Raw genomic sequence first — 21,643 nt, 5'->3', positions numbered from 1 at the left:
AGAATATAGATTAGTTTACCTTTTCTCCGTTTACATAAGTTTCTAACACCTTCACCTCAGGAATCTCACGGGCATCGATTTCCATAATATCCTTATCCAGAATAATGAAATCGGCAAATTTCCCCGCTTCTATACTTCCCTTTTCCTGCTCTTCAAAATTAGCATAGGCACCCCAAATGGTCATTCCCTTTAAGGTTTCTTCACGAGAAAGTGCCTGCTCTTTCATAAAGCCACCTTCAGGAAACTGATCGGTATCCTGCCTGACTGTAGCAGCATAAAAAGTTAAAAATGGACTCACTTTTTCCACAGGAAAATCGGTACCTAAAGGTAACACCCCAGCCTGGTCCAGCAGTTTTTTATAAGCGTAGGCTCCTTTTATCCTTTCTTCACCTAATCGGTCTTCTGCCCAATACATATCACTGGTAGCGTGAGTTGGCTGTACCGAGGGAATAATATTTTTGCTGAAATAATTAAAATCTTCCTCATCGATCACCTGTGAATGTTCTACTCTCCAACGACGATCTTCTCCGTCCTGAAGCAACTTATCATAGGTTTCAAGCACCAGGTAATTAGCCGAGTCTCCTATTGCGTGAGTATTTAGCTGGAATTTAGAATTCGCTACTCTTTCAGCAGTTTTTTTAAAATCTTCAGGAGAAGAGAGCAAAGCTCCAAAATGCCCGGGACGGTCACTATATTCTTCCTTTAGAGCAGCTCCTCTGGAACCCAGTGCCCCATCACCATAAAATTTAACCGACCGCACGTTGAGCCTGTCGGTTTTTATTGGGTCTTTATCCAGGTAGTGATCAAGATTTTCTTCAGTATTGCTCAACATCGCATAGATCCTGATTTTTAAGTCACCGGCTTGTTGCAAACTATCAATGAGTTCAACCGTACTTTTATTGATTCCGGCATCGTCTACCGTTGTAAGGCCGTAGCTAAAACATATCTCCTGGGCTTCCAGCAGGGCGTCTATTTGTTCTTTTCTTGAGGGCACAGGTTCAGCATTTGTGATCAATCCCATAGGATTATCTACAAGAATGCCGGTTAATTTACCATCTTTCTGTACTATATCCCCTCCTTCAAAAGGAGTTTCGGTGGTAATTCCTGCGAGATCGAGGGCGGCCTGATTTGCCAGTAGCGCGTGCCCGTCAATTCGGGTGATGGCCACAGGAGTGTCAGGAAAAAGTTGGTCCAGGGTATCCTTTACCGGAAATTCCTTTACCTCCCAGTCATTTTGATCCCAACCACGACCGGTAATAAAATCGGCATTACGTTTTTCCTGGAAGTCTACGATTCGCTGTACTACCTCCTCAAAACTTTTAGTTCCGGTGAGATCAACTTTCTGCTGCTGAAGACCCAATCCAAAAAAGTGCGCGTGGGAATCAATAAAGCCGGGAAACACAGCCTTACCCCCTACATCCAGGTCTTCTCTGGCCTTATATTTTTCTCTTAGAGCATCTGTGGTACCGATTTCCAAAAACTTCCCATCTTTAACCACAAAAGCTTCGAGGCTTTCGAAATCGGGGTTAACGGTATAAACTTTGGCGTTGTATACCAAAAGATCTGCTGCTTTTTTCTCTTCAGAATTACAGGAGATCAGAAAAATACCAAGGCCTAATACAAGTAGTAAGTTCTTCATTTTTAAATAATTTTGTCTAAAAATAAAAAATGCGCCTTAGCTAAGGCGCATTTTTCATCTTATTTTATTAATTCAGCTTAGAATAAATTTGAAATTGCTCTGGCGATTTCCTCCCTGATTCCAGGGTTAGCAGCAGCTGCCAGGGCAACTGAAACGAACAATCCGGCCATCGCATAAGCGAAATCCCTGAAGATCATCTTACCGGCTTTCTTACGGTGCTTCTTGCCTTTCTTGGTTCGGGCAAGGCTAATCGCGATCTCTCTACCCCCAATTACCCCCAGGAATACCCAGGTGGTACTCATTGGCACGGTACTAATAAAAAGCTTATAGATAAGCAAGATCACATAGGTAAGGTCTACCAGGGTCGCTGCCCTGATATCTGATATTCTCACTTTTTCACTAACTACTTTCTGAATTCTATCCCCACGCAGGTAAAATAGAACTCCGAGTCCAAAGAAGATAGTTATGGCGAAGATTATAAATTGAAATAAGCTTTGCTGCCTTGGGAGAAAGACGGCGATATTGGCGCCATCCTGCATCACCCATACGGCCCACAGGGTCCCACTCACGATCCATTGTACAGCCGTCCAGGCTCCGTGTGCTTTTCGGCTTTTAAAGTATTTTTTGATCATATTATACGAAAAATACCATACCAGGAAAGACAGGATAAAAGCCATAATATACCCACTCCAACTCTTCCACACTACCGAAGTTATACCGGAGGTATCGGCACTAAAAACACTTAAAATAAGGAAAGTGGTAGATACTGGCATTCTCATTCTTGTGAGAATTAGCAGCACGAGAGGTGCAATGATCTGCCAGAAACTAAACTGCTCCGGATGCGGATATTTGGAGGTGCCATCGGGGCTTAGTAATCGTTGGTAGGTGACGTCTCCGTCAAAAACCACCCAACTAAAACTAACGGTTAATAGAAATATACTTCCCACAAAAAGCCATAAAACCCACCAACGTTTGGCCTTATTACTTTCAATAAAAGTACCCAGGGACTGGATACTGTCGTTGGCTACGGTTGCGTATGCCGCAAAAAAGAATCCCAACCACATTCCGGCCTGCGCATAGCCAGAGGCGATTCCGGCCAAGATAATTCCAATAATTATAATTGCCAGGAAGGTTTTTTCCTTTACCAGGACGTCCAGTATATTTAAATACGGTTTGCTCCGGTCTACTCTTTTAAATTTTTTTGCCTTTGCCATTTAAATTTGGGATAGAAATAGGTTAAAATTTATGCGCTGCAATATTATATTATTTTTTAGTTACCAATGTTGCCTAAACGTTAAGTATTGCATTTACAAAAAACAATAAAACCCTGAAATTCAGAAAATTACTCTATTTAATATAGAAATAATTGCAAATTCATTAAAATTTGAAATGAACCAAAACAAAAAAGCATTCCGAAAAACGGAATGCTTTTAAATTTTAATAAAAACTGTTTTCCGATTTAGAAATCGAATTTATAAGTAACTCCTGCCAGCACTTGTATGCCCTGAACCTGGAAATTAGTCCAACGCATATAATCATTGTTTAAAAGATTACTCCCTTTCACAAAAGCTGAAAGCTGGTCGTTAAAACGGTAACCGATATGAGCGTTTAGATCAAGGTAGGAATCCAGGCTAATGGTTTCCGGAGCAGTGTCCATTAGTTGCGGATCTCCGTAACTGCGCAAATCCTTCCTTTCCCCCACATAAAAAATATTGGCTCCCGAATACCATTTTTCGGTGATCTGATAATCGGCGTTCAGGGAGGCTTTAAAATTAGGTAAATTCCAGGCCTCGGTTTCTGTATCGGTAGAATAATCAAATGCTTCTGCGTTTATCGCAAGTCTGAAATCCCGGTTAACATCTACACTTATTTCTCCAAAAACCGAAAGGGTCCTTACATCATCATAACGCACATTGAATGAATTTCCGTAGGTGTAATCGCTATCATTGTTTACACTTCCGTAAGGATTTCTTCGGAAAAGACTCTTATCGAGCTCAGAAATGTAACTTCCTCTCAGGTTATAACCAATACTATTGCTCAACTTACCTTTGGCTCCAACATAGGCGTTATACTCTTTATTGGTAGGTCGTAGCTCTGTGTTTGGTGATACATATGGATTTTGCTGAACAAAATTATAATAGGTATTCTGCTCCAGATCTCCCTCTATCCCGGCATAGGCCGTAAAGTATTCCCCGGCCAGACGATAGCTTGCCGAAACCCTTGGATATATATAAAAATTATTATCAGAATTCTCAGCATCCATACTGTAAAAGAAGGCCAAACCAAGATCCAGGGTAAGATCATCTCTTAACACCAACAAACCAGGATTTATTCCGAAGTTCATAAAGGTATAATCCAGGCCTGAAGCGGTGTTGAGATAGGTCTCTTCAAACTTCGTATTTAAGATATCGGCATAGATATTCGTGGTGATGAGCTCTCCGGCGATATTAAATTCAAAAGTACCGGTGGCATCAAGATGGTTTTCGGCAGTTTCATAGGAATCGCCGGTATGCCTGAATGTAGCTTCGGCATTATTGAAAAAAGAATCATAAAGCTCTATTTCTCCTCCAGCATATACCGAATAATAATTTTGAGCAGGGTCTATGGCAGCAATCTCATTGTCACTTAGATTAGCCGAAGGCTCGAGCCCATACCAGTTAAAAAGCTGATGCTCTCCTCCAACTTCGGTCTTCCAGCCCAAATCCCGGTTACGGGAAGTGTAACTAAGGTTCATTTCGGTATCATAAAACTTATCATCCAGCAAAACCCCGTCTATTCCTCCCTGCGAGGAGTTATGCCGAAGATAAATTCCGAAGTTATCACTGCGGTTCACCTCGAGGTTGCTGTAGAATTCAGCCAGGGCATTGGTGTAATTCCCGAAACCAAGAGTGGCGTAATTATCATAAACTTTTACAGGTCTGGCCCTCTCCACGGTGGTGGCACGACCTTTAGATGGAGTAAAAGTTGATGCTACCGGCACAGAAAATATGCTGTATTTTACCGGTTTTTTTTCCAGGTCTACAGAATCTGCACGAACCGGACTTTCCCTTATTTTATTGGCATCGCCCACCTCTGGGGTGTAAGGCTTGACTACGGTTACGGTTTCACTTCCTATGGGGTCCTGGGCAAAAAGGACTCCGCTTAGCAAGCATAAACTTAAAAACAGACTTCCTTTTATCGAAACTTTATTCATATTCAGGTAGATTGAGTGACTTTTAATTATTGGTTTCTACTGAGGAGTTGGTTTTGGCCTCTTCAGCTTTTATGCGTGATAGTTCGGTTTTGGCTTCCTGTACAACTTCAGGGTAGTTCTCGAAATTCTTGATCACATTCTCCAGGATGTAAGTTGCCTGGTACGCATCGTCAAGCTGGTAAAAATTCTTACCCATGAGCACCAAACCTTTTGCACCCCAGCGCTTATATCCTGAAAAGTCTTTGGCCAGAATTTGTACCGCGGCATTCGAAGCCTCATAATTACCAGCTTTATGTTTAAAGTAGGCATCGTAATACAAAGCCTCGGCGGCGAGCTCTCCTTTGGCATTCTTTTGCACCTCGGCATAAGCGGTTTTTGCACGGGCTTCATTACCATTTTTCATCGCTGACCGCGCTACGATCAATTGCGCATCGGTTTTCGCACGGATATCGGCTTGCGGATTATTCAACACTTTTTCAGCGTAAGAAGCTGCTCTGTCTGGCTGGTTTAATTCATCGTAAGATTTCATCAAATTAGCCTGGGCGTATATCCTGTTTTCTTCGGAAGAAGCCTCTTTCTCCAGCCTTTCCAATAAAGGAACTGCCTCGTTATACTTGCTGTTTTCTAATCTGATCTCAGATAATCTTGCCAATGACTGCTCGGTGAACTCATTTGTGGGCTTGTTCACCACATATTCATAATGCTTTTCAGACCTATCTTTGCTTCCCTGACGATAATATAGCTGTGCCAGATAAAAATTGGCATTTATAGAATGAATTCCGTTAGGGAAACTTTGAAGATACTTCTCAAATCCGCTAATTGCTCGTTCGTTGTTATTATTGAAATACTGATTTTCTGCCGCTTCATAGGTGGTGTTATCCAGATCGGCATCAGAAATTTCTACGAAATCTACATTTCTCACCCAATTGGCATACTCGTCGGTACGGCCAAGATCTACATAAACCATCCTTGCGGTTGATACCGCCTGCATCGCTTCAGGCGTATTTGGGTAATCATTGACAATTCGTTTTAGATCGGTGAGGGCTCTTTCTCCCTGGTCAGAATTATAATAGATCAATGCTTTTCTAAGCATCGCCTTCGGCACGAAAGAACTTCCCGAAACATCTCTAATCAACCTATCATAAGCCTGAATGGCCTGTGAAGTATTGTTCATCGCAACGTAAGTATTTCCAAGTTCATATAAAGCATCATCCCGGTAAGAAGAACGGTTATAACGATTTACAAAACTGTTCAACTCCTGTACTTTGGTTTCATTTCTACCCACAAAACCATAGCTTATTGCCTTCTGAAAGGCAGCATAATCGCTGTTGGACACACTATTATCTATAGCCTTATTGTAGGCTTCCATCGCCGGCCAGTATTGGCTGGTTACAAAATAGCTATCGCCAAGTCTCAGCAAAGCATCATTCCTTCTCTCGGAATCTTTCGAACTATCTGAAGAGTATTTCTTAAAATAATCGGCGGCACGGGCATATTCATTTTTCTTAAAATAAGCATACCCCAGATTGTAATCCAGGTTTTCCATTTCGGGTGTACCCTGAGCCGCACTCATTCCGCTAAATTCCCGGTACCCGATTATCGCATCGTCAATTCGGTTTATGCTGAATTCACTCTCGGCCTTCCAATAGGTTGACTGCGCGGTGATCTTCGGGTTACGAGGCTCAGACAAGGCTTTTTCAAAATTTTTGATAGCTTCCTGATAATCTCCTTCTTCATACAATTCTAAACCATAGTAATAAGCTACTTTCTGGTATGCCTGTTTATCGCTGAAGTTTCTGTTGTTCTCAAGAAGCCTCATCGCTTCTTCATAATTTTTTGAAGTTATAAATGAATCTATCAATAAAGTTTCAACTTCAGGCTTTGCCTCAGATTCAGGATAAGTTTCCAGGAATGTAATGAGCACCTGCGAAGGGCTCTCATAAGAGTTTCCTATCTCATAGCTAAGTTTAGCGTAATTGAGGTGGGCATCTTCTTTAATTTCAGCATCGAAATCCATTTCACTGGCATTTTTAAACGCATTCAATGCCTGCTGTTTTTTATCAAGGTTCAAATAACTTTGCGCCAGGTGATAATAGGCGTTTTGAGCCACTGCATTCTTCCCATCAATAATTTTATTGAATTCAGAAACCGCACTCTCATAATCGCCTTGCTTGTAGTAAGCATACCCAAGTTGGTAGTAATCGGTGTTATTCCATCTTCCACGCATTCCGCGGTATTCCTTCAAATAAGGAATCGCCTCCTCATACTGCTGAAGATTGAAATAACTCTCCCCGATAATTTTATTGAGTTCAGATTGCTCTATTCTGGTGGAATTAGGCAATTGCTCTTTCCCTAATTTTATAGCTTCTTCAAAATTTCCGAGCTTAAAATTCATATCGGCCTGGAAATAAGACAGGTTTTCGCTATAGCGCTCATTGTCTTTAATATCTTCAAAATTTTCGTTGGCTTCTTCATAGTCATCACCTTCATAAGCCATATAACCGATATAATATTTTGCCTGCGAACCATACTCCTTAGAATCCCGAACACGTTCCAGGTAAGTTCTCGCCTGCTCATATCGATTTGCTCTAAAATAAGCATATCCATTATTGAAGTAGAAGCGTTCGCGGTCTTTCCGACCCAAACTCCCTTCATCTACCTTGTCATACCACTTACGGGCCAGTGAATATTTTCCGGTTTCAAAATAATAGTCTGCCACATCAATATAGGCCGTATTGGTTTTGGTGCTAGTTGGGTAGCGGGTAACAAAACGCTCCATCAGCCTGTCGGCCCCGGGTTGGTTAAGCCGCACCGCAGCATTGGCAATATAGTAAGCGCAATCTCCCTTGATTTTTTCGTCTTCAGTCTCATCCATAACCTCATCAAAAAGGTTCTGGGCAGCGAGATATTGCTGATTGTTATAAAGCTCGAGCGCACGGTTAAAATCGGCCAGCTCGTGGGTATAAGCTGCCGACTGTTGTGCGAATCCCGAAACAAAGAGAAAAAGGAAAGCAATAAGCAGGAATGCCTTGTTAAGTCTCATGAAAATTTGTTTAAGTTGATGGTCAAAGATATTTAAACGCTGCTTTATTAACGCAGGTTTAAAGTGATAATTATGTTAAGGCTAAAAAAATAGACCCTCTACCATTTTCCGAAGAAGAAGTTATTTAAGCTTATAAATTGCTTTAAAACTGTATCTTTCAAGTAATGCTATCGCAATCACCTGGTTTTTAACACTCTAAAATGCAACCTCAGCGCTTTATTAAGAGAGAAAAAGCTTAAAAACTGTAAACCACGTAACCTTCCTGTACTCTTTTGGAAATCGTGGTTAAGGCGGAAAGTGCTATTTCGGTGTGTTCGAATAATTGTTCGGCCTGTATATCTCTGGCCAGAAGAGATTGCCCGCAAACTACAACCCTAGCCCCTGCTTCGTGCAAGGCATTAAGAATAGGAAGGTTTGGATTATCGAATTCAGTTTGAAAAAGATCCTGGTAAGTTTTATCCTCGAAAAGAGACATTACTGCTGTCCCGTGAACCACTACGATAACCTCCAGATTTTCCTTAGAAACTCCCCCCACGCCATGTAGATTGAGTAGGCGTGCAGTATTTATAAGTCCCCAAATAGGTTTTGAAAAATCCGGTTCGGCGTCAGGGTTCATCCGATTGGTTACCGCTTCTTTAAGGTCGACAAGGATCTTGGTCTTTTTATTTTCAGGTATTTCAACCGCATCCTCGATCTCATAGACGCCTCCAAAACCTTTAACAATAGGATGCAGGGCATCACCTTGCTGTGCTGTCGATAAATTAATAGAAAAAACAAGAGTTACGATTACTAATAATACTGGTCTCATAAAGTTTGGGATTTAAGAACTATAAAAATAAGCAATTGTTTTCCACAATTTCAATTTTATTATTCTCGTTATTCAGAAACAATCTTAGGCCTTAAGCTGTTTGACTATGTGAAATTAGTTCTTACTTTTACCCTTAAATCATAAATCTATGTCAGAGACCATCCTGGACCTTAAAAACGCTGCTATTTATCAACGGGAAAGCCTCATTTTATCTGAGGTTGATGTCACCGTAAACAAAGGGGAGTTTGTATACCTTATCGGAAAGACCGGAACGGGAAAAAGTAGTTTTATGAAAACACTGTATGGGGATCTACCGCTTACCGAAGGGGAAGGAACCATCGTAGATTATAATCTTAGGACCCTTAAGGAAAAAGATATTCCCTATTTACGTCGAAAGCTCGGGGTAGTATTCCAGGATTTCAAACTGCTCACCGACCGCAATATAAAAGACAACCTGCTTTTTGTACTAAAGGCTACAGGCTGGAAAGATCAAAAAGCCATGGATCATAAGATCGATGAAGTGCTGGATAAAGTGGGAATGAAAAGCAAAGGTTTTAAATTTCCTTACCAACTTTCAGGTGGAGAGCAACAACGGGTTGCTATTGCAAGAGCATTGCTTAACGATCCCGAACTCATTCTTGCCGACGAGCCTACCGGGAATCTCGATCCTCAAACTTCAGTAGAAGTGATGGAAGTGCTTCAGGATATTAGCAAGAATGGGAACACCATTCTTATGGCCACGCACGATTATGCCCTTTTATTAAAATATCCTTCCAAAACATTAAAATGTGACGGACAAAGGGTATTCGAGGTGGTGCAGAAATCGGTTTAATTCACGCTACGGGATAATTCTGAAATTGGAGCTTAAGGCTTAACCTCATCTGCCGGAACGTGAGTGGTTTTATTGATAAGCAGGTAATAGAAATTCACGCCCACAATTATCGCATTGGTTGCAATTACCGGCCAGGAATCTATCATCACACCATACACGATAAAAGCAATACACCCAATGGAATTCACGATCCTAAGCGTGATAATATTCTTCATAAAGAAAGAGATCGCCACAAAAAAAGAAGCGATATAACCAATCCAATCAGTAAGACTAATTCCTAATATTTCCATATTTCAGCAAAAATAAAAAAGACGTCGCAGCTGTTGCTATGACGTCTTTTCCTATTAATTATCTTAAACTATTTTATTTCTCTTGCGCTCGTTCTCGGTAAGATAGATCTTTCTCAACCTTATATGTCTTGGAGTCACCTCAACATACTCATCCTTCTGAATATATTCCAGGGCTTCTTCCAGCGAGAATTTAATAGCCGGCACGATCTTGGCTTTTTCATCGGCTCCTGAAGAACGCACGTTAGAAAGCTTCTTGGTTTTGGTAATATTCACCGCCATATCATCCTGACGCGAATTTTCACCAATAACCTGTCCCTCATAAATATCTTCACCCGGATCTACGAAAAATTTACCGCGATCCTGAAGCTTATCGATAGAATAAGGAATGGCTTTTCCTTTTTCCATAGAGATAAGAGAACCGTTTTGTCGCTGCGGAATCCCACCTTTCAAAGGCTGGTATTCCTTAAAGCGGTGCGCCATAATCGCCTCTCCGGCAGTAGCCGTAAGCAACTGGTTTCTCAAACCAATTATTCCCCTTGAAGGGATCATAAACTGAATGATCATACGTTCGCCACGGGTTTCCATACTGAGCATCTCCCCTTTTCTCATCGTAACCATTTCTACAGCTTTTCCTGAAACTTCTTCCGGAAGATCTATGGTTAACTCCTCAACAGGCTCGCTTTTCACACCATCAATTTCCTTAATGATTACCTGCGGCTGACCTATCTGAAGTTCGTATCCTTCCCTTCTCATCGTTTCGATTAAAACAGAAAGGTGCATTACTCCACGCCCATAAACCAAAAATTTATCAGCGCTATCGGTTTCTTCAACTCTAAGGGCAAGGTTTTTTTCCAACTCCTTGGTCAAACGTTCCTTGATGTGCCTTGAAGTCACAAACTTACCGTCTTTTCCGAAGAAAGGAGAATCGTTGATGGTGAACAACATACTCATGGTAGGCTCATCGATAGCGATGGTTTTAAGACCTTCCGGGTTCTCAACATCGGCAATGGTATCGCCAATCTCGAAACCTTCCAGTCCCACAAGGGCACAAATATCACCCGCCTGAACTTCCTGAACTTTTAAACGGCCAAGGCCCTCAAAAGTGTAAAGCTCTTTAATCTTGGTCTTTTTAATTGATCCATCTCTCTTTACAAGAGCAACCTGCATTCCTTCTTTCAGGGTCCCACGTTGAAGTCGGCCAATGGCAATCCTTCCTGTAAAAGAAGAAAAGTCTAAGGAGGTAATAAGCATTTGTGGGGTTCCTTCTTCGATCTTCGGAGAAGGTATATGTTCAAGAACCATATCTAAAAGCGGCTCTATATTGTCGGTTTTCACATCGGGGTCATCGCTCATCCAGTTATTAAGAGCAGAACCATAAACAGTAGGGAAATCCAGCTGCCATTCTTCGGCTCCAAGTTCAAACATCAGGTCAAAAACCTTCTCGTGAACCTCATCGGGAGTACAGTTTGGCTTATCTACTTTATTCACAACCACACACGGCTTAAGGCCAAGGTTGATCGCTTTTTGAAGTACAAAACGGGTTTGAGGCATAGGTCCTTCAAAGGCATCTACCAAAAGCAGCACCCCATCGGCCATATTTAACACCCTTTCTACTTCCCCACCAAAATCGGCGTGACCAGGAGTATCAATAATATTGATCTTGGTGTCTTTGTATTTTACAGAAACGTTCTTGGAAGTAATGGTAATTCCGCGTTCCCGCTCCTGATCGTTACTATCCAGGATAAGATCCCCGGTGTTTTGATTGTCGCGAAACAAGCGGCAGTGATACATTATTTTATCAACCAGGGTAGTTTTTCCGTGGTCAACGTGAGCAATAATTGCAATGTTTTTAATAGCTGTCATATAAGCGCCTCATTTTTAAAAGTCTGCAAAGGTACGCCTATTTTTAAAGAATCCCCTGCTAAAATCCTTAAAATGGGAAAATAATACCTATAGTAGCATTATTTTTTTTCCGTCCTGGTTTTCAGGTAGATAAATCCAGTAAGATACAAGGCTCCAATTACACCGAAACCAATAGGTAATAAAAATTCTTCGAGTTTTTGAGTGAGAAAAAAAATCACGGCCGCAAACATTATCCCGGCATTGATAAGGCATCGTTTAGGGGTATAGAATTTCTGGAATTGTTCTTTTAAAGCCTGCATAATTAAAATTTGTGCAAACCTACGGCTTTAAAACGAACTCAGGTTTCATCTGCAGATGGCCCGTAAGTAGCCGGTACGGGAATATCCAGCAACCGGAAATAAACCCCTAACTGGGCCCGGTGGTGCGGAATTTGATTTAACACCATCATTCGCAGCACGTTGAATTTAGGCATATCCATAAGGGTTTTACCTTCGTGAACCATTTTCCAGTTCTTTTCAAATTCGCTATCCGGTTTTTTTAAGGCGGCTTCCGCTTCAGAGGTATTATTGCGCAGCACTTCCAGGATACTTTCAATATCGCCAAAATCGGGCGGCTTATAGCCTTCCACATCCATTTCTTCCAATTCCATAGTAGCCGTAATCCAGCTGGGGATCTCAGCAAGATGATTAGCCAGCTGCCTTATGCTCATCGATTTTCGATGTGGCCTCCAGTCCATTTTATCCTGCGGAATACGCTTTAAGAATTTTTCGGTTAAAACCACTTCATGTTGAAGTTCGGAAATAAGACATTTATGGAGTTCCATCAGGCTTAGAATTAAGTGATTAAATTACAACAAAATCCTTTTGCTCGATAATATTTTCTTCGGAATAAATTAAGGGAAAACCCCTTTTTTGCTGAAAATTGCAGCTCCAGCGGAATTCAGTTATCTTTGCTGCTGAAAATCTTCTGATATGAGACTTGATAAAATTCCGCAGTTAAAATATATAGATTCCAATAACTTTTTTCTACTCGCCGGTCCCTGCGCCATAGAAAGTGAAGAAATGGCCATGCGCATTGCAGAGAAAGTAGTTGAAATCACCGATAAACTTGAAATCCCTTACGTATTTAAAGGTTCTTTTAAAAAAGCCAATCGCAGCCGTATAGATAGTTTTACAGGCATTGGAGATGAAAAGGCATTAAAAATTCTACGCAAGGTCTCAGAAACATTTAAAATTCCAACCATTACCGACATTCATGAGGTAAGCGATGCTGCGATGGCTGCCGAATATGTAGACATTTTGCAGATTCCAGCCTTTCTGGTGCGTCAAACAGACCTGGTGGTTGCCGCCGCAAAAACCGGGAAGACCATCAACCTCAAAAAAGGCCAGTTTATGAGTCCGGAAAGTATGAAACACGCCGTGACCAAAGTCACCGATTGCCACAATGAGCAAGTAATGATTACCGATCGTGGGACAATGTTTGGCTATCAGGATATGATCGTGGATTTTCGGGGCATTCCCACTATGAGAGAATTTGCCCCCACAGTGCTGGATGTTACACATTCGCTACAGCAACCCAATCAAAGCAGCGGAGTAACCGGTGGCAGACCCGAGATGATCGAAACCATAGCCCGGGCGGGGGTTGTAAATAATGTAGATGGAATTTTTATTGAGACGCATTTCGATCCATCTACTGCTAAAAGCGATGGAGCAAATATGTTGGATTTGCAGTATCTTGAAGCCTTATTAACCCGCCTGGTAAAGATCAGGAAAACGATAAATGAATTTTAAAGTTTTCTTAAGACTTAGTGCCTAAATCGGCATTTTTTAATTATTTCCTTAGCTTTAAGCAACTAACCAAATAGTTGCTTAATGTGTTTCTACCTCAACTTTCTTAGAAACAAAAGGATATACCTTCTTTTTGCGTTCATACTTTTCCTTCCTGATTTAGTAAACTCCCAGGAAGAGCCAGAAATTGCGGTAGGAGGGGCTCTTAGATATAATTACAATCTCTCCTCCTGGAAAGAAGGTCAAAAAAACAGGGGTGGAGATTTTGGTTACGATATGTTTCGCGTAAACTTCAATGCAAAGTATAAAGGATTATACCTCAACGCCGAATACCGGCTTTATTCCGATGCCTTTGGAGGTGGGGTCATGAAGCAGGGGTGGATGGGCTACTGGTTTAACGATTTAGATGAAATTCAGGTTGGCCTCACCCAGGTTCCTTTTGGAATCCAACAATATAATTCTCACAACTGGTTCTTCAACCTCACTTATTATATGGGACTGGAAGACGATCACGATATGGGAATAAAATATGTGCATTACGGAGATACTTTTGAATATCACTTCGCCTTTTTTAAAAATTCTGAAGAATTACGCTTTGGGAGCGACACCGAATCTTCCCCCAGCCGCTATTCCTATGATATAGCCGGAAGGAACAAGGAGATCAACCAGGTTAATGGAAAATTCATCTATAAATTCGGGGAGCAGGCCGCCAACAGGTTGGGACTTTCAGCGCAGTATGGCTCGCTTTATAATCTGGATACCAAAGAAAACGGAGACCACTACGGGCTGGCTGCTCATTATGAAATCACCTATAAACGATGGAACTTAAAGGCGCAGGCGCTTACCACTTCCCATAACCCGGAGAATGCTATAGGAGAAAGCCGTGATGAAATTACTATGGCGGCTTACGGCGCGCCCTACCAGGTAGCCTCCGATTTTGAATTATATTCTCTGGCTATTTCAAGGAATATCCCGGTTAACTGGGGGCCGGTTTCAAATCTGGAGTTTTATAATGATTTTGGATTTATGAAAAAAAGAAAGAATTCATTTACCGATTCTTTTATGAATGTAACAGGAGTTCTGGTCACTGCCGGACAAATCTATACCTATATAGATTATGCAGCGGGATATAATCACTCCTGGTTGGGGGGTAATTTTATAGACGATTTTGCTCAGGGAAATCCTGATGCAAAATGGGAAGCAAGGTTTAATATTAACCTCGGGTATTATTTTTAGAAAAAATTAATTAAGAAAACAAAAGCTATGACAAAAAAAGTTGTAAGAAGCGACGAAAGAACAAGCATTTTCGGACTGGAACTCAATGGCCCGGTTTTCTTTACTTCTACCTTCATCATAATCGCGAGCATTGTATTAACCCTGGTCTTCCAGGAGCAGGCAGAATCCTATTTTGATAAAATTCAGGATTTTGTGGCCAACAAGGCGGGTTGGTTTTTCATTCTTTCTGTTAATGTGTATCTGATTTTTATGATATACCTGGCCTTCAGCAAATTTGGAAATATAAGAATAGGCGGTCCCAAGGCAAAGCCAGAATTTAAAACCCTTTCCTGGTTTGCCATGCTTTTTAGCGCGGGGATGGGGATTGGCTTACTATTCTGGAGTATTTCTGAACCTGTCTTCCATTTTAATAATCCCCCAATGACAGAAGGAGGAACCCCCGAAGCTGCCCGCCAGGCGATGAATTTTACTTTTCTACACTGGGGATTTCACGCCTGGGCAATATATGCTCTGGTGGGACTGGCTCTGGCTTATTTCGCATATTCCCGTGGGCTTCCACTTACCATACGCTCGGTTTTTTATCCTTTTCTTGGAGACCGTATCTATGGAAGAATTGGGAACATTATAGACATTTTTGCAGTTTTGGCTACCCTCTTTGGTTTAGCCACCTCCCTGGGATTAGGGGTAAAACAAATAGCCGCCGGTCTGGAACATGTATTCGCTATAGATAAAGGAATTACTACCCAGGTAATTTTAATTGCAGGAATAACGATTATCGCCACAATTTCTGTGGTATTAGGCGTAGACAAGGGAGTGAAAGTATTGAGCGAATGGAACATGCGTATTGCTGTTCTTCTATTATTATTAGTTCTTGTACTGGGCCCTACAATTTTCATCTTTAAATCCTTCGTGCAGAATACAGGAAATTATTTCTACACCTTTCTGGAAACTGCCACCTGGACCGAAAGTTTTACTGGCAACGACTGGCAAAACAGTTGGACTGTATTCTATTGGGGCTGGTGGATTGCGTGGTCACCCTTTGTAGGGATGTTTATCGCACGAATTTCTAAGGGCCGAACTATACAGGAATTCATTCTTGGAGTATTGATCGTGCCTTCGCTGGTCACTTTCTTTTGGATTTCGGCTTTTGGAAGCTCAGCCATCCAGGAGGCTTTACTTGGCAACAACGCTATTGTAGATGCTGTAAATGAAGATGTAGCCATCGCCCTCTTTGTCTTTTTGGAAGAATATCCTATAGCCATCGTATTAAACCTGGTAGCGGTGCTTTTGATTGCAGGATTTTTTGTCACCTCCTCTGATTCAGGTTCTCTGGTGATCGATAGTTTAACCTCTGGTGGAAAAATTGACGCTCCTGTGGGACAAAGAATCTTTTGGGCACTTACCGAAGGTGCCGTAGCGGCAGTCTTACTTGTGGGAGGAGGCCTGCAAGCCTTGCAGACCGCATCTATAGTTACAGGTCTGCCCTTTGCCTTCATCCTTCTTTTTATGTGCTACTCGCTGTATAAAGGACTTAATGAAGATTTAAAAAAGATAAGACAAAAAGAATCTCAAAAGGAGCTTGAGAATTATGAAGAAATAGTTGCAGACATCGTCAAGAAACGCAGAGATAATCCAATTTCTAAAAAATAAAATATTAAGCTATGGCAGCAATTAAAAATATACTCGTTGGCTTAGATCTTTCTAATAGTGATGACACCCTTATTGAATACACTGCTTTTATTTCAGATTTACTTGGAGCAGAAAAGATCTATTTTGTACATAACATTAAAAAATATGAGATCTCAGAGCTTTTCAAAGAAGAGCTAAAAGATTTGAATCTGGACAAAATTATTGGGGACGAACTGGACGATAAAATTTCCAACTCTTTTAAAAGCAATACGCCCTGGGAGGTTCTAACTTCTGAAGACCCTTATACAGAATCTCTTATTAACTACATTACCCATAAATATTCCATAGATCTTGCTATTTTAGGCAATAAGCCCTCGGGCAAAGGAAGTGGCGTGGTGAGCAGTAAATTGTTGAGGATGTTAAAATGTGACCTGCTTAGCATTCCTCCAACGGCTAAACCAGAAATCAATAACATTTGGGTGGGAACAGATTTCTCCAGGCCCTCACAGGAAGCCTTTACCAGAGGGATAAAGCTTAAAGATCTCACTTCAGCCCAAATTAACCTGGTTCATATCTTTAATGTGCCGGTTCAGTTTACTCCTTATTTGATAAAAGAGGAAGTCGCCCCTAAAATTGAAACCCACATCCGGGAAAAAGCCACTAAATTTTTGAAAAAAATGAATTACGAGAAGGAAAGCGGTTTTAAGATTTACCCCGGCCGGGATGCCAGCATAGGTGAAAAATTGCTTATCGAAGCCAAAAGAGATAAGGCCGATATGATTATTTTAAGTGATAAAGGTAGTAATGCCGTATCATCATTAATGGTAGGGAGCGTAACAGACGAAGTGTTTAATCAGGAATTACCGGCTCCCTTATGGATCACCAAGTAACCGATTATTTTTGAAAATAATTTAATTAACGCAAGGATTTAAAAAAACCGGAATCGGATGATTCCGGTTTTTTAGTAATATTATTTTCAGAATTATTTAAATTCCACCTTTACAAATACCGGCAGGTGATCTGAAGGATATTTTAATTCCCAGGAATCACTTAAAACGGCATATTTCACCACTTTTAGATCATCACTGGTAAAAATATAATCAATTCTTCTTTTTACCGGTTTGTTGAATTCATAGGCATTAAAAGTGCCTTCGGGGCCAAAATCAAGGTCGGCTACCTTTTTAGAATCATTCATTTTTTCTGAAAGGAATTTGATCCCCGGTGCATTTGGCTCCAGGTTGAGATCCCCCATAAGGATTACCGGAAGTTTTTCTGTATTCAATTCTGAAATTTTTTCATAGATCAGTTTTGAACTATTCTCTCTGGCTTTTTCTCCTCTATGATCAAAATGTGTATTAAAGACCCAAAAAGCTTTCCCCGAAGTTTTCTCCCTGAATTTCCCGTAGGTACACACACGCTCCATGGCGGCATCCCAACCTACAGAAACCTCACCAGGAGTCTCAGAAAGCCAGAATGTTCCTTCATCCAGAATGTCCACTTCCCGCAGATCATAAAAAATCGCGCTGAACTCCCCTGCTTCTTTACCATCGTCGCGCCCCACACCTATGTATTTGTAATTATCCATCTCGTTCTCAAAATGCTTCAGCTGGCTCAACACAGCCTCCTGAACCCCAAGAATAGCAGGTTCGTAGAACTTAATCTGCTTGGTAAGATGGTTTTTTCGTTTTGACCATGAATTCTCTCCGTCGTTTTCGGTTTGAAATCTAATATTGTAAGTCATAAGATCCATCTCCTGCGCCTGGAGATCAAGTTGCAAAAACAAAACGGCGAATAGTGAAAAAAGATATTTCATAAAATTTCAGTTTTATACAAAGATCGCAATAATTCACAACCCAGGATAATGATTATTTTTTTAGAGGAATGTAATTTTATCGGTTTTTTTCACTTACTTTGTATTTCAAAGTACTTTAAAATGGAAAATGAAAAGTATCTACGGGATCTTAGCGAGATCAAAAAAATGATGAACAGCTCCTCCCGTTTTATTTCCTTAAGTGGGCTCGCAGGAGTTTTTGCCGGATGCTATGCCATTATAGGAGCAGTGATAGCTGGCTTCCTTCTTTCAGAACAAGCCAGTAATACAAATAAGGTTTCGGAGCTTGTGATTTTTGGTGACATTAATCTTATAGACCAATTATTCTACTTAGCTCTTGCTGTTCTCGTTTTAGCCATTGGAACCGCCATTGCACTCACCACCTATAAGGCAAAGCGAAATAATAAGAAGATCTGGGATAGCACGAGTAAAAGATTGATGATCAATTTTTCTGCTCCCCTTTTTGCCGGCGGAATTTTTTGTCTGGTTTTATTACAAAATGAAATGGTGCAGCTTTTGGTGCCTTCCATGCTGATTTTCTATGGGCTGGCTTTAATTCACGCCAGCAAATACACTTATAGCGACCTTAAATATCTGGGATATACCAATTTGGTTCTGGGACTAATCTCCACCCAGTTCCCTGCCTACGGATTGTATTTCTGGACAGCAGGCTTTGGTCTTTTCCACATTCTTTATGGCATTTGGATGTATAATAAGTATGAACGCAAACCCGAATAGATGAAAAACATCATCGGTAATATCAATAAGGCTTTTGATAATAGGGTAAGATTGGGAATTATGAGTGTGCTTATGGTAAACGAGTATGCCGATTTCACTACGCTTAAAGAAGTCCTGGGCGTAACCGACGGAAATATTGCAAGCCATATGAAAGCCCTGGAAAAAAAAGGATATGTAAAAGTAGAAAAATCATTCATTGACCGCAAACCTAACACCCGCTATAGCACAACTGAGACAGGCCGGGAAGATTTCAGAAAACATATAGAAGCGATTGAAAAACTATTAAATCAAAATCATAAAAAAACATAACAAAAAAAATTTATCAACCTACTTTGAATTTCAAAGTGCTTACCTGGCAATAAACTTTAATTCTATTTATTATGAAAAACAAGAGACTTTTATTTATCGTGTTTATAGTGCCAGTTCTTTTACTGATTCCTTTGGTCGCTATGCAGTTCAGCGCAGAGGTAGTATGGACAACCTCCGATTTTGTTATTGCAGCAGTATTGCTTTTAAGTACCGGGCTGGCAATAGAATTTATATTGAGAAGGGTAAAAACCATCAAAAACCGAATTATTTTATCCGGGATCATCCTGGCCATACTTTTTTTGATTTGGGCAGAATTAGCTGTGGGAGTTTTTGGAACGCCTTTCGCAGGGAGTTAAGTATTTCCATAAAAATTCCAGAACGAAGAAACCTGGAAATTTAAAAACCCTGTAATGGAATATTTTGTAGATGAGAATTCGATAGTACGGCAAATCTGGGGTAAGGGGGACACTATTCTCTTTATCTTTGCGGGAGCATCGGCCGAGTTTGCTCTTAACAAGGCTGTAGACTGGCTTTACTATACCGGTAGGCTACCCAATGACCCCCTGGGTAGGCTCTTCTCTACAGTTTCCTATGCCCGGAAAATAGTTTTTTCTGAAAAGGAAACTGCTTTAAAGGCCATTGATTCTATCGCTGCAATTCATTCTGCCGTAGAAGCTAATCGCGGGAAGGCGATTCCCGATTGGGCCTACAGGGATGTGCTTTTCATGCTCATTGATTATTCCATTAGGTCCTATGAGCTGCTCGAAAAAGAACTAAACTTAACCCAAAAACAGGAAGTTTTCCACGTCTTCTTTCGGGTTGGAAAAAGAATGCAGTTACAGGGATTACCACAAGATTTTGAAGCCTTCCAAAAGATGCGACAATCGCATCTTAAACAAAACCTTGAAGCCGGAGATTACACCCGGGATCTCTATCGCCGGTACCGAAAACATCTCGGCCCCCTACGTTATCGCCTGTTACTCGAAACCCAAATCTATATCACGCCGAAGAAAGTAAGAGACCTCTTATCGCTTCGGAAGTTATCGCTTCTCACCCTCTTGCTTCCCCCATACCAAATAAGTCGAAGGATTAAACTTGACCGGGTTTTGAGATCATTGATCCTTCCAGCCGCATATCGCAAAGAGATAAACTCCCTGGATCAAAACTGAAAATAAAATTTTCTAAAAAGCTAGTAGTTAGTACAGACTCTAATTAGATATTGTCCTGCTTAACCAGTTCCCCTGTCACATAGTCTTCGAGATAGTTGAACTTTCCGGTCAATTTACCGGCGCTGGTCATTTTGGCCCTTTTTAGCACACCATCTTTGTCATTATTAAAAAATGCCGGGATCACGTGCTCCAGGAACATTTCTCCAAAACCTTCGCTGGCATCCTTTGGAAGTTCACAAGGGAGGTTATCTACAGCCATAACCAGGATAGAGTCCTTTTCTCTAAAATCTACCTCGGACTCATTCTGGGCGTCATATCCATAAAAGGGTTCTGATATGGTTGAAGGTCTAATAGTACTGGCTATAGGCCCATGGATATCGCAGGAGATATCGGCGATATATTTTATTTTAAAATCAGGTGATTTGGCATCTTCAGAAGTAAAGAATACAGGAGCTCCATCTCCGTAAAAATGCCCCGCGATAAACATATCACTTTGCCTGGCAAAACGCATAAAATCAGACTTATATTCTTCAGGATGTTTATAGAAATCTTTATTATTTCTCAGGCTACCATCTTTGCGCTTATTATAATCCAAAACGTCAATTATGCAGTATACCGCTTCCTTGAAATCATTATTTAAATACTCTTCAACTCCTACCTTCTTTATTTTTAAATGATCGAGAATTTCCTTTGCCCCATGAGCTACTTTGCCGCTTCCGGTGAGCACAATCTTAATTGGGGGGATTTTAATCTTGTCCAGTTCGGCACACATAGCATCGAGGTCGGGGAGATCTTCAGCCTTGGGAAGCCGAAAAAGCCCTTCCTTAAGTCCAATTCCGCGGAAACCGTTATAGGCACCTACCAACCCGGCGTAACGCCCAAAGCCAATAAGTCTGGCCCCATTCTCCTTCACAATCACCTCATGATCGTAGAGTTCAATATTCTTCTTCAGGATTTCTCTTAAAAGGTCGCGGTTATAAGGTTGCTTTTTGATGGTATGCGAAAAAAAGAAATATTTTTTGTTCGGAATAAGTGCAGGCAATGGTACTTCCTTCACTCCCAGCATCACCTCACAATCTGACACATCGTCTGTCACCTCAAACCCGGCCTTTCGATAAGCCTCATCAGAAAATATACGAATATCAGAACTCTCTACCTTAAACTCGGCCTCAGGGAATTTTTGACATATTTCCTGCAGTTTTTGAGGGGAGAAAACCACTCTGCGATCTGGCGGAGTCTTGCGTTCTTTTATTAGGGCGAATTTTATCATTTCTGG

20 protein-coding genes are annotated in these 21,643 nt (G+C 41.1%); 9 read left to right on the top strand and 11 right to left on the bottom strand.

What is annotated here, in order from left to right; translation table 11 throughout:
- Positions 1-10 precede the first annotated feature (10 nt).
- From BUW93_RS04000 to BUW93_RS03980, 5 genes are all read right to left on the bottom strand, one after another.
- Positions 11-1,639 carry an amidohydrolase gene (locus BUW93_RS04000; protein WP_081209384.1) on the bottom strand — a complete coding sequence of 543 codons (1,629 nt, stop codon included), beginning with the start codon at positions 1,637-1,639 and terminating at the stop codon, positions 11-13.
- Between the two features lie 77 nt (positions 1,640-1,716).
- A complete protein-coding gene (locus BUW93_RS03995; protein ID WP_081209382.1) occupies positions 1,717-2,853 on the bottom strand; it encodes a hypothetical protein in 1,137 nt (378 codons plus the stop codon).
- 245 nt (positions 2,854-3,098) lie between these two features.
- The gene (locus BUW93_RS03990) at positions 3,099-4,832 is read right to left on the bottom strand and encodes a porin family protein (protein ID WP_081209380.1); all 1,734 of its coding nucleotides are present in this window, start codon (positions 4,830-4,832) and stop codon (positions 3,099-3,101) included.
- Positions 4,833-4,854: 22 nt separating this feature from the next.
- Entirely contained in the window at positions 4,855-7,875 is a 3,021-nt protein-coding gene (locus BUW93_RS03985; RefSeq protein ID WP_081209378.1) for a tetratricopeptide repeat protein, read from the bottom strand.
- 235 nt (positions 7,876-8,110) lie between these two features.
- On the bottom strand, positions 8,111-8,683 hold the full coding sequence (locus tag BUW93_RS03980; RefSeq protein ID WP_081209376.1) for a DsrE family protein: 573 nt from the start codon (positions 8,681-8,683) through the stop codon (positions 8,111-8,113).
- Between the two features lie 148 nt (positions 8,684-8,831).
- On the opposite strand from BUW93_RS03980, the gene BUW93_RS03975 reads away from it, so the two are divergent.
- Positions 8,832-9,515 carry a cell division ATP-binding protein FtsE gene (locus BUW93_RS03975; RefSeq protein WP_081209374.1) on the top strand — a complete coding sequence of 228 codons (684 nt, stop codon included), beginning with the start codon at positions 8,832-8,834 and terminating at the stop codon, positions 9,513-9,515.
- 32 nt (positions 9,516-9,547) lie between these two features.
- Here the strand turns inward: BUW93_RS03975 and BUW93_RS03970 are convergent, their stop codons facing one another.
- The 4 genes from BUW93_RS03970 to BUW93_RS03955 all read right to left on the bottom strand — a co-directional run bounded on the left by BUW93_RS03970 (position 9,548) and on the right by BUW93_RS03955 (position 12,491).
- Positions 9,548-9,805 (bottom strand): YgjV family protein, encoded by a 258-nt coding sequence (locus tag BUW93_RS03970; protein WP_081209372.1) that lies wholly within the window; start codon positions 9,803-9,805, stop codon positions 9,548-9,550.
- 63 nt (positions 9,806-9,868) lie between these two features.
- The gene (gene typA / locus BUW93_RS03965) at positions 9,869-11,668 is read right to left on the bottom strand and encodes a translational GTPase TypA (protein WP_081209371.1); all 1,800 of its coding nucleotides are present in this window, start codon (positions 11,666-11,668) and stop codon (positions 9,869-9,871) included.
- A gap of 98 nt (positions 11,669-11,766) precedes the next feature.
- Entirely contained in the window at positions 11,767-11,967 is a 201-nt protein-coding gene (locus tag BUW93_RS03960) for a hypothetical protein (RefSeq protein WP_081209369.1), read from the bottom strand.
- 38 nt (positions 11,968-12,005) lie between these two features.
- The gene (locus tag BUW93_RS03955) at positions 12,006-12,491 is read right to left on the bottom strand and encodes a DinB family protein (protein WP_081209367.1); all 486 of its coding nucleotides are present in this window, start codon (positions 12,489-12,491) and stop codon (positions 12,006-12,008) included.
- Between the two features lie 148 nt (positions 12,492-12,639).
- Between BUW93_RS03955 and kdsA the strand changes: the two genes are divergently transcribed.
- The 4 genes from kdsA to BUW93_RS03935 all read left to right on the top strand — a co-directional run bounded on the left by kdsA (position 12,640) and on the right by BUW93_RS03935 (position 17,210).
- Positions 12,640-13,458, top strand: a complete 819-nt coding sequence (gene kdsA / locus BUW93_RS03950; RefSeq protein ID WP_081209365.1) for a 3-deoxy-8-phosphooctulonate synthase — start codon at positions 12,640-12,642, stop codon at positions 13,456-13,458.
- Positions 13,459-13,539: 81 nt separating this feature from the next.
- Positions 13,540-14,691 (top strand): hypothetical protein, encoded by a 1,152-nt coding sequence (locus BUW93_RS03945; protein ID WP_110688257.1) that lies wholly within the window; start codon positions 13,540-13,542, stop codon positions 14,689-14,691.
- A gap of 27 nt (positions 14,692-14,718) precedes the next feature.
- Entirely contained in the window at positions 14,719-16,341 is a 1,623-nt protein-coding gene (locus tag BUW93_RS03940) for a BCCT family transporter (RefSeq protein WP_081209364.1), read from the top strand.
- An 11-nt stretch (positions 16,342-16,352) separates the two neighbouring features.
- Positions 16,353-17,210: a universal stress protein gene (locus BUW93_RS03935; RefSeq protein ID WP_081209363.1), complete on the top strand. Its 858-nt coding sequence runs from the start codon at positions 16,353-16,355 to the stop codon at positions 17,208-17,210.
- Between the two features lie 92 nt (positions 17,211-17,302).
- Here the strand turns inward: BUW93_RS03935 and BUW93_RS03930 are convergent, their stop codons facing one another.
- Positions 17,303-18,133, bottom strand: a complete 831-nt coding sequence (locus BUW93_RS03930) for an endonuclease/exonuclease/phosphatase family protein (RefSeq protein WP_081209362.1) — start codon at positions 18,131-18,133, stop codon at positions 17,303-17,305.
- 120 nt (positions 18,134-18,253) lie between these two features.
- On the opposite strand from BUW93_RS03930, the gene BUW93_RS03925 reads away from it, so the two are divergent.
- The 4 genes from BUW93_RS03925 to BUW93_RS03910 all read left to right on the top strand — a co-directional run bounded on the left by BUW93_RS03925 (position 18,254) and on the right by BUW93_RS03910 (position 20,367).
- The gene (locus tag BUW93_RS03925; protein WP_081209514.1) at positions 18,254-18,889 is read left to right on the top strand and encodes a hypothetical protein; all 636 of its coding nucleotides are present in this window, start codon (positions 18,254-18,256) and stop codon (positions 18,887-18,889) included.
- Positions 18,890-19,198, top strand: a complete 309-nt coding sequence (locus BUW93_RS03920; RefSeq protein ID WP_081209361.1) for a winged helix-turn-helix domain-containing protein — start codon at positions 18,890-18,892, stop codon at positions 19,196-19,198.
- Positions 19,199-19,269: 71 nt separating this feature from the next.
- Entirely contained in the window at positions 19,270-19,554 is a 285-nt protein-coding gene (locus BUW93_RS03915; RefSeq protein ID WP_081209360.1) for a hypothetical protein, read from the top strand.
- A gap of 54 nt (positions 19,555-19,608) precedes the next feature.
- Positions 19,609-20,367, top strand: a complete 759-nt coding sequence (locus tag BUW93_RS03910) for an oxygenase MpaB family protein (RefSeq protein WP_081209359.1) — start codon at positions 19,609-19,611, stop codon at positions 20,365-20,367.
- Positions 20,368-20,410: 43 nt separating this feature from the next.
- Here the strand turns inward: BUW93_RS03910 and BUW93_RS03905 are convergent, their stop codons facing one another.
- The gene (locus BUW93_RS03905; RefSeq protein ID WP_081209358.1) at positions 20,411-21,637 is read right to left on the bottom strand and encodes an NAD(P)-dependent oxidoreductase; all 1,227 of its coding nucleotides are present in this window, start codon (positions 21,635-21,637) and stop codon (positions 20,411-20,413) included.
- Positions 21,638-21,643 lie beyond the last annotated feature (6 nt).

This window comes from Salegentibacter sediminis (assembly GCF_002078605.1).
In the GTDB taxonomy this organism is placed as follows: Bacteria; Bacteroidota; Bacteroidia; order Flavobacteriales; family Flavobacteriaceae; genus Salegentibacter; species Salegentibacter sediminis.
The sequence above is the reverse complement of the archived record's forward strand: the minus strand, read 5'-3'. Positions and strand labels throughout refer to the sequence as shown.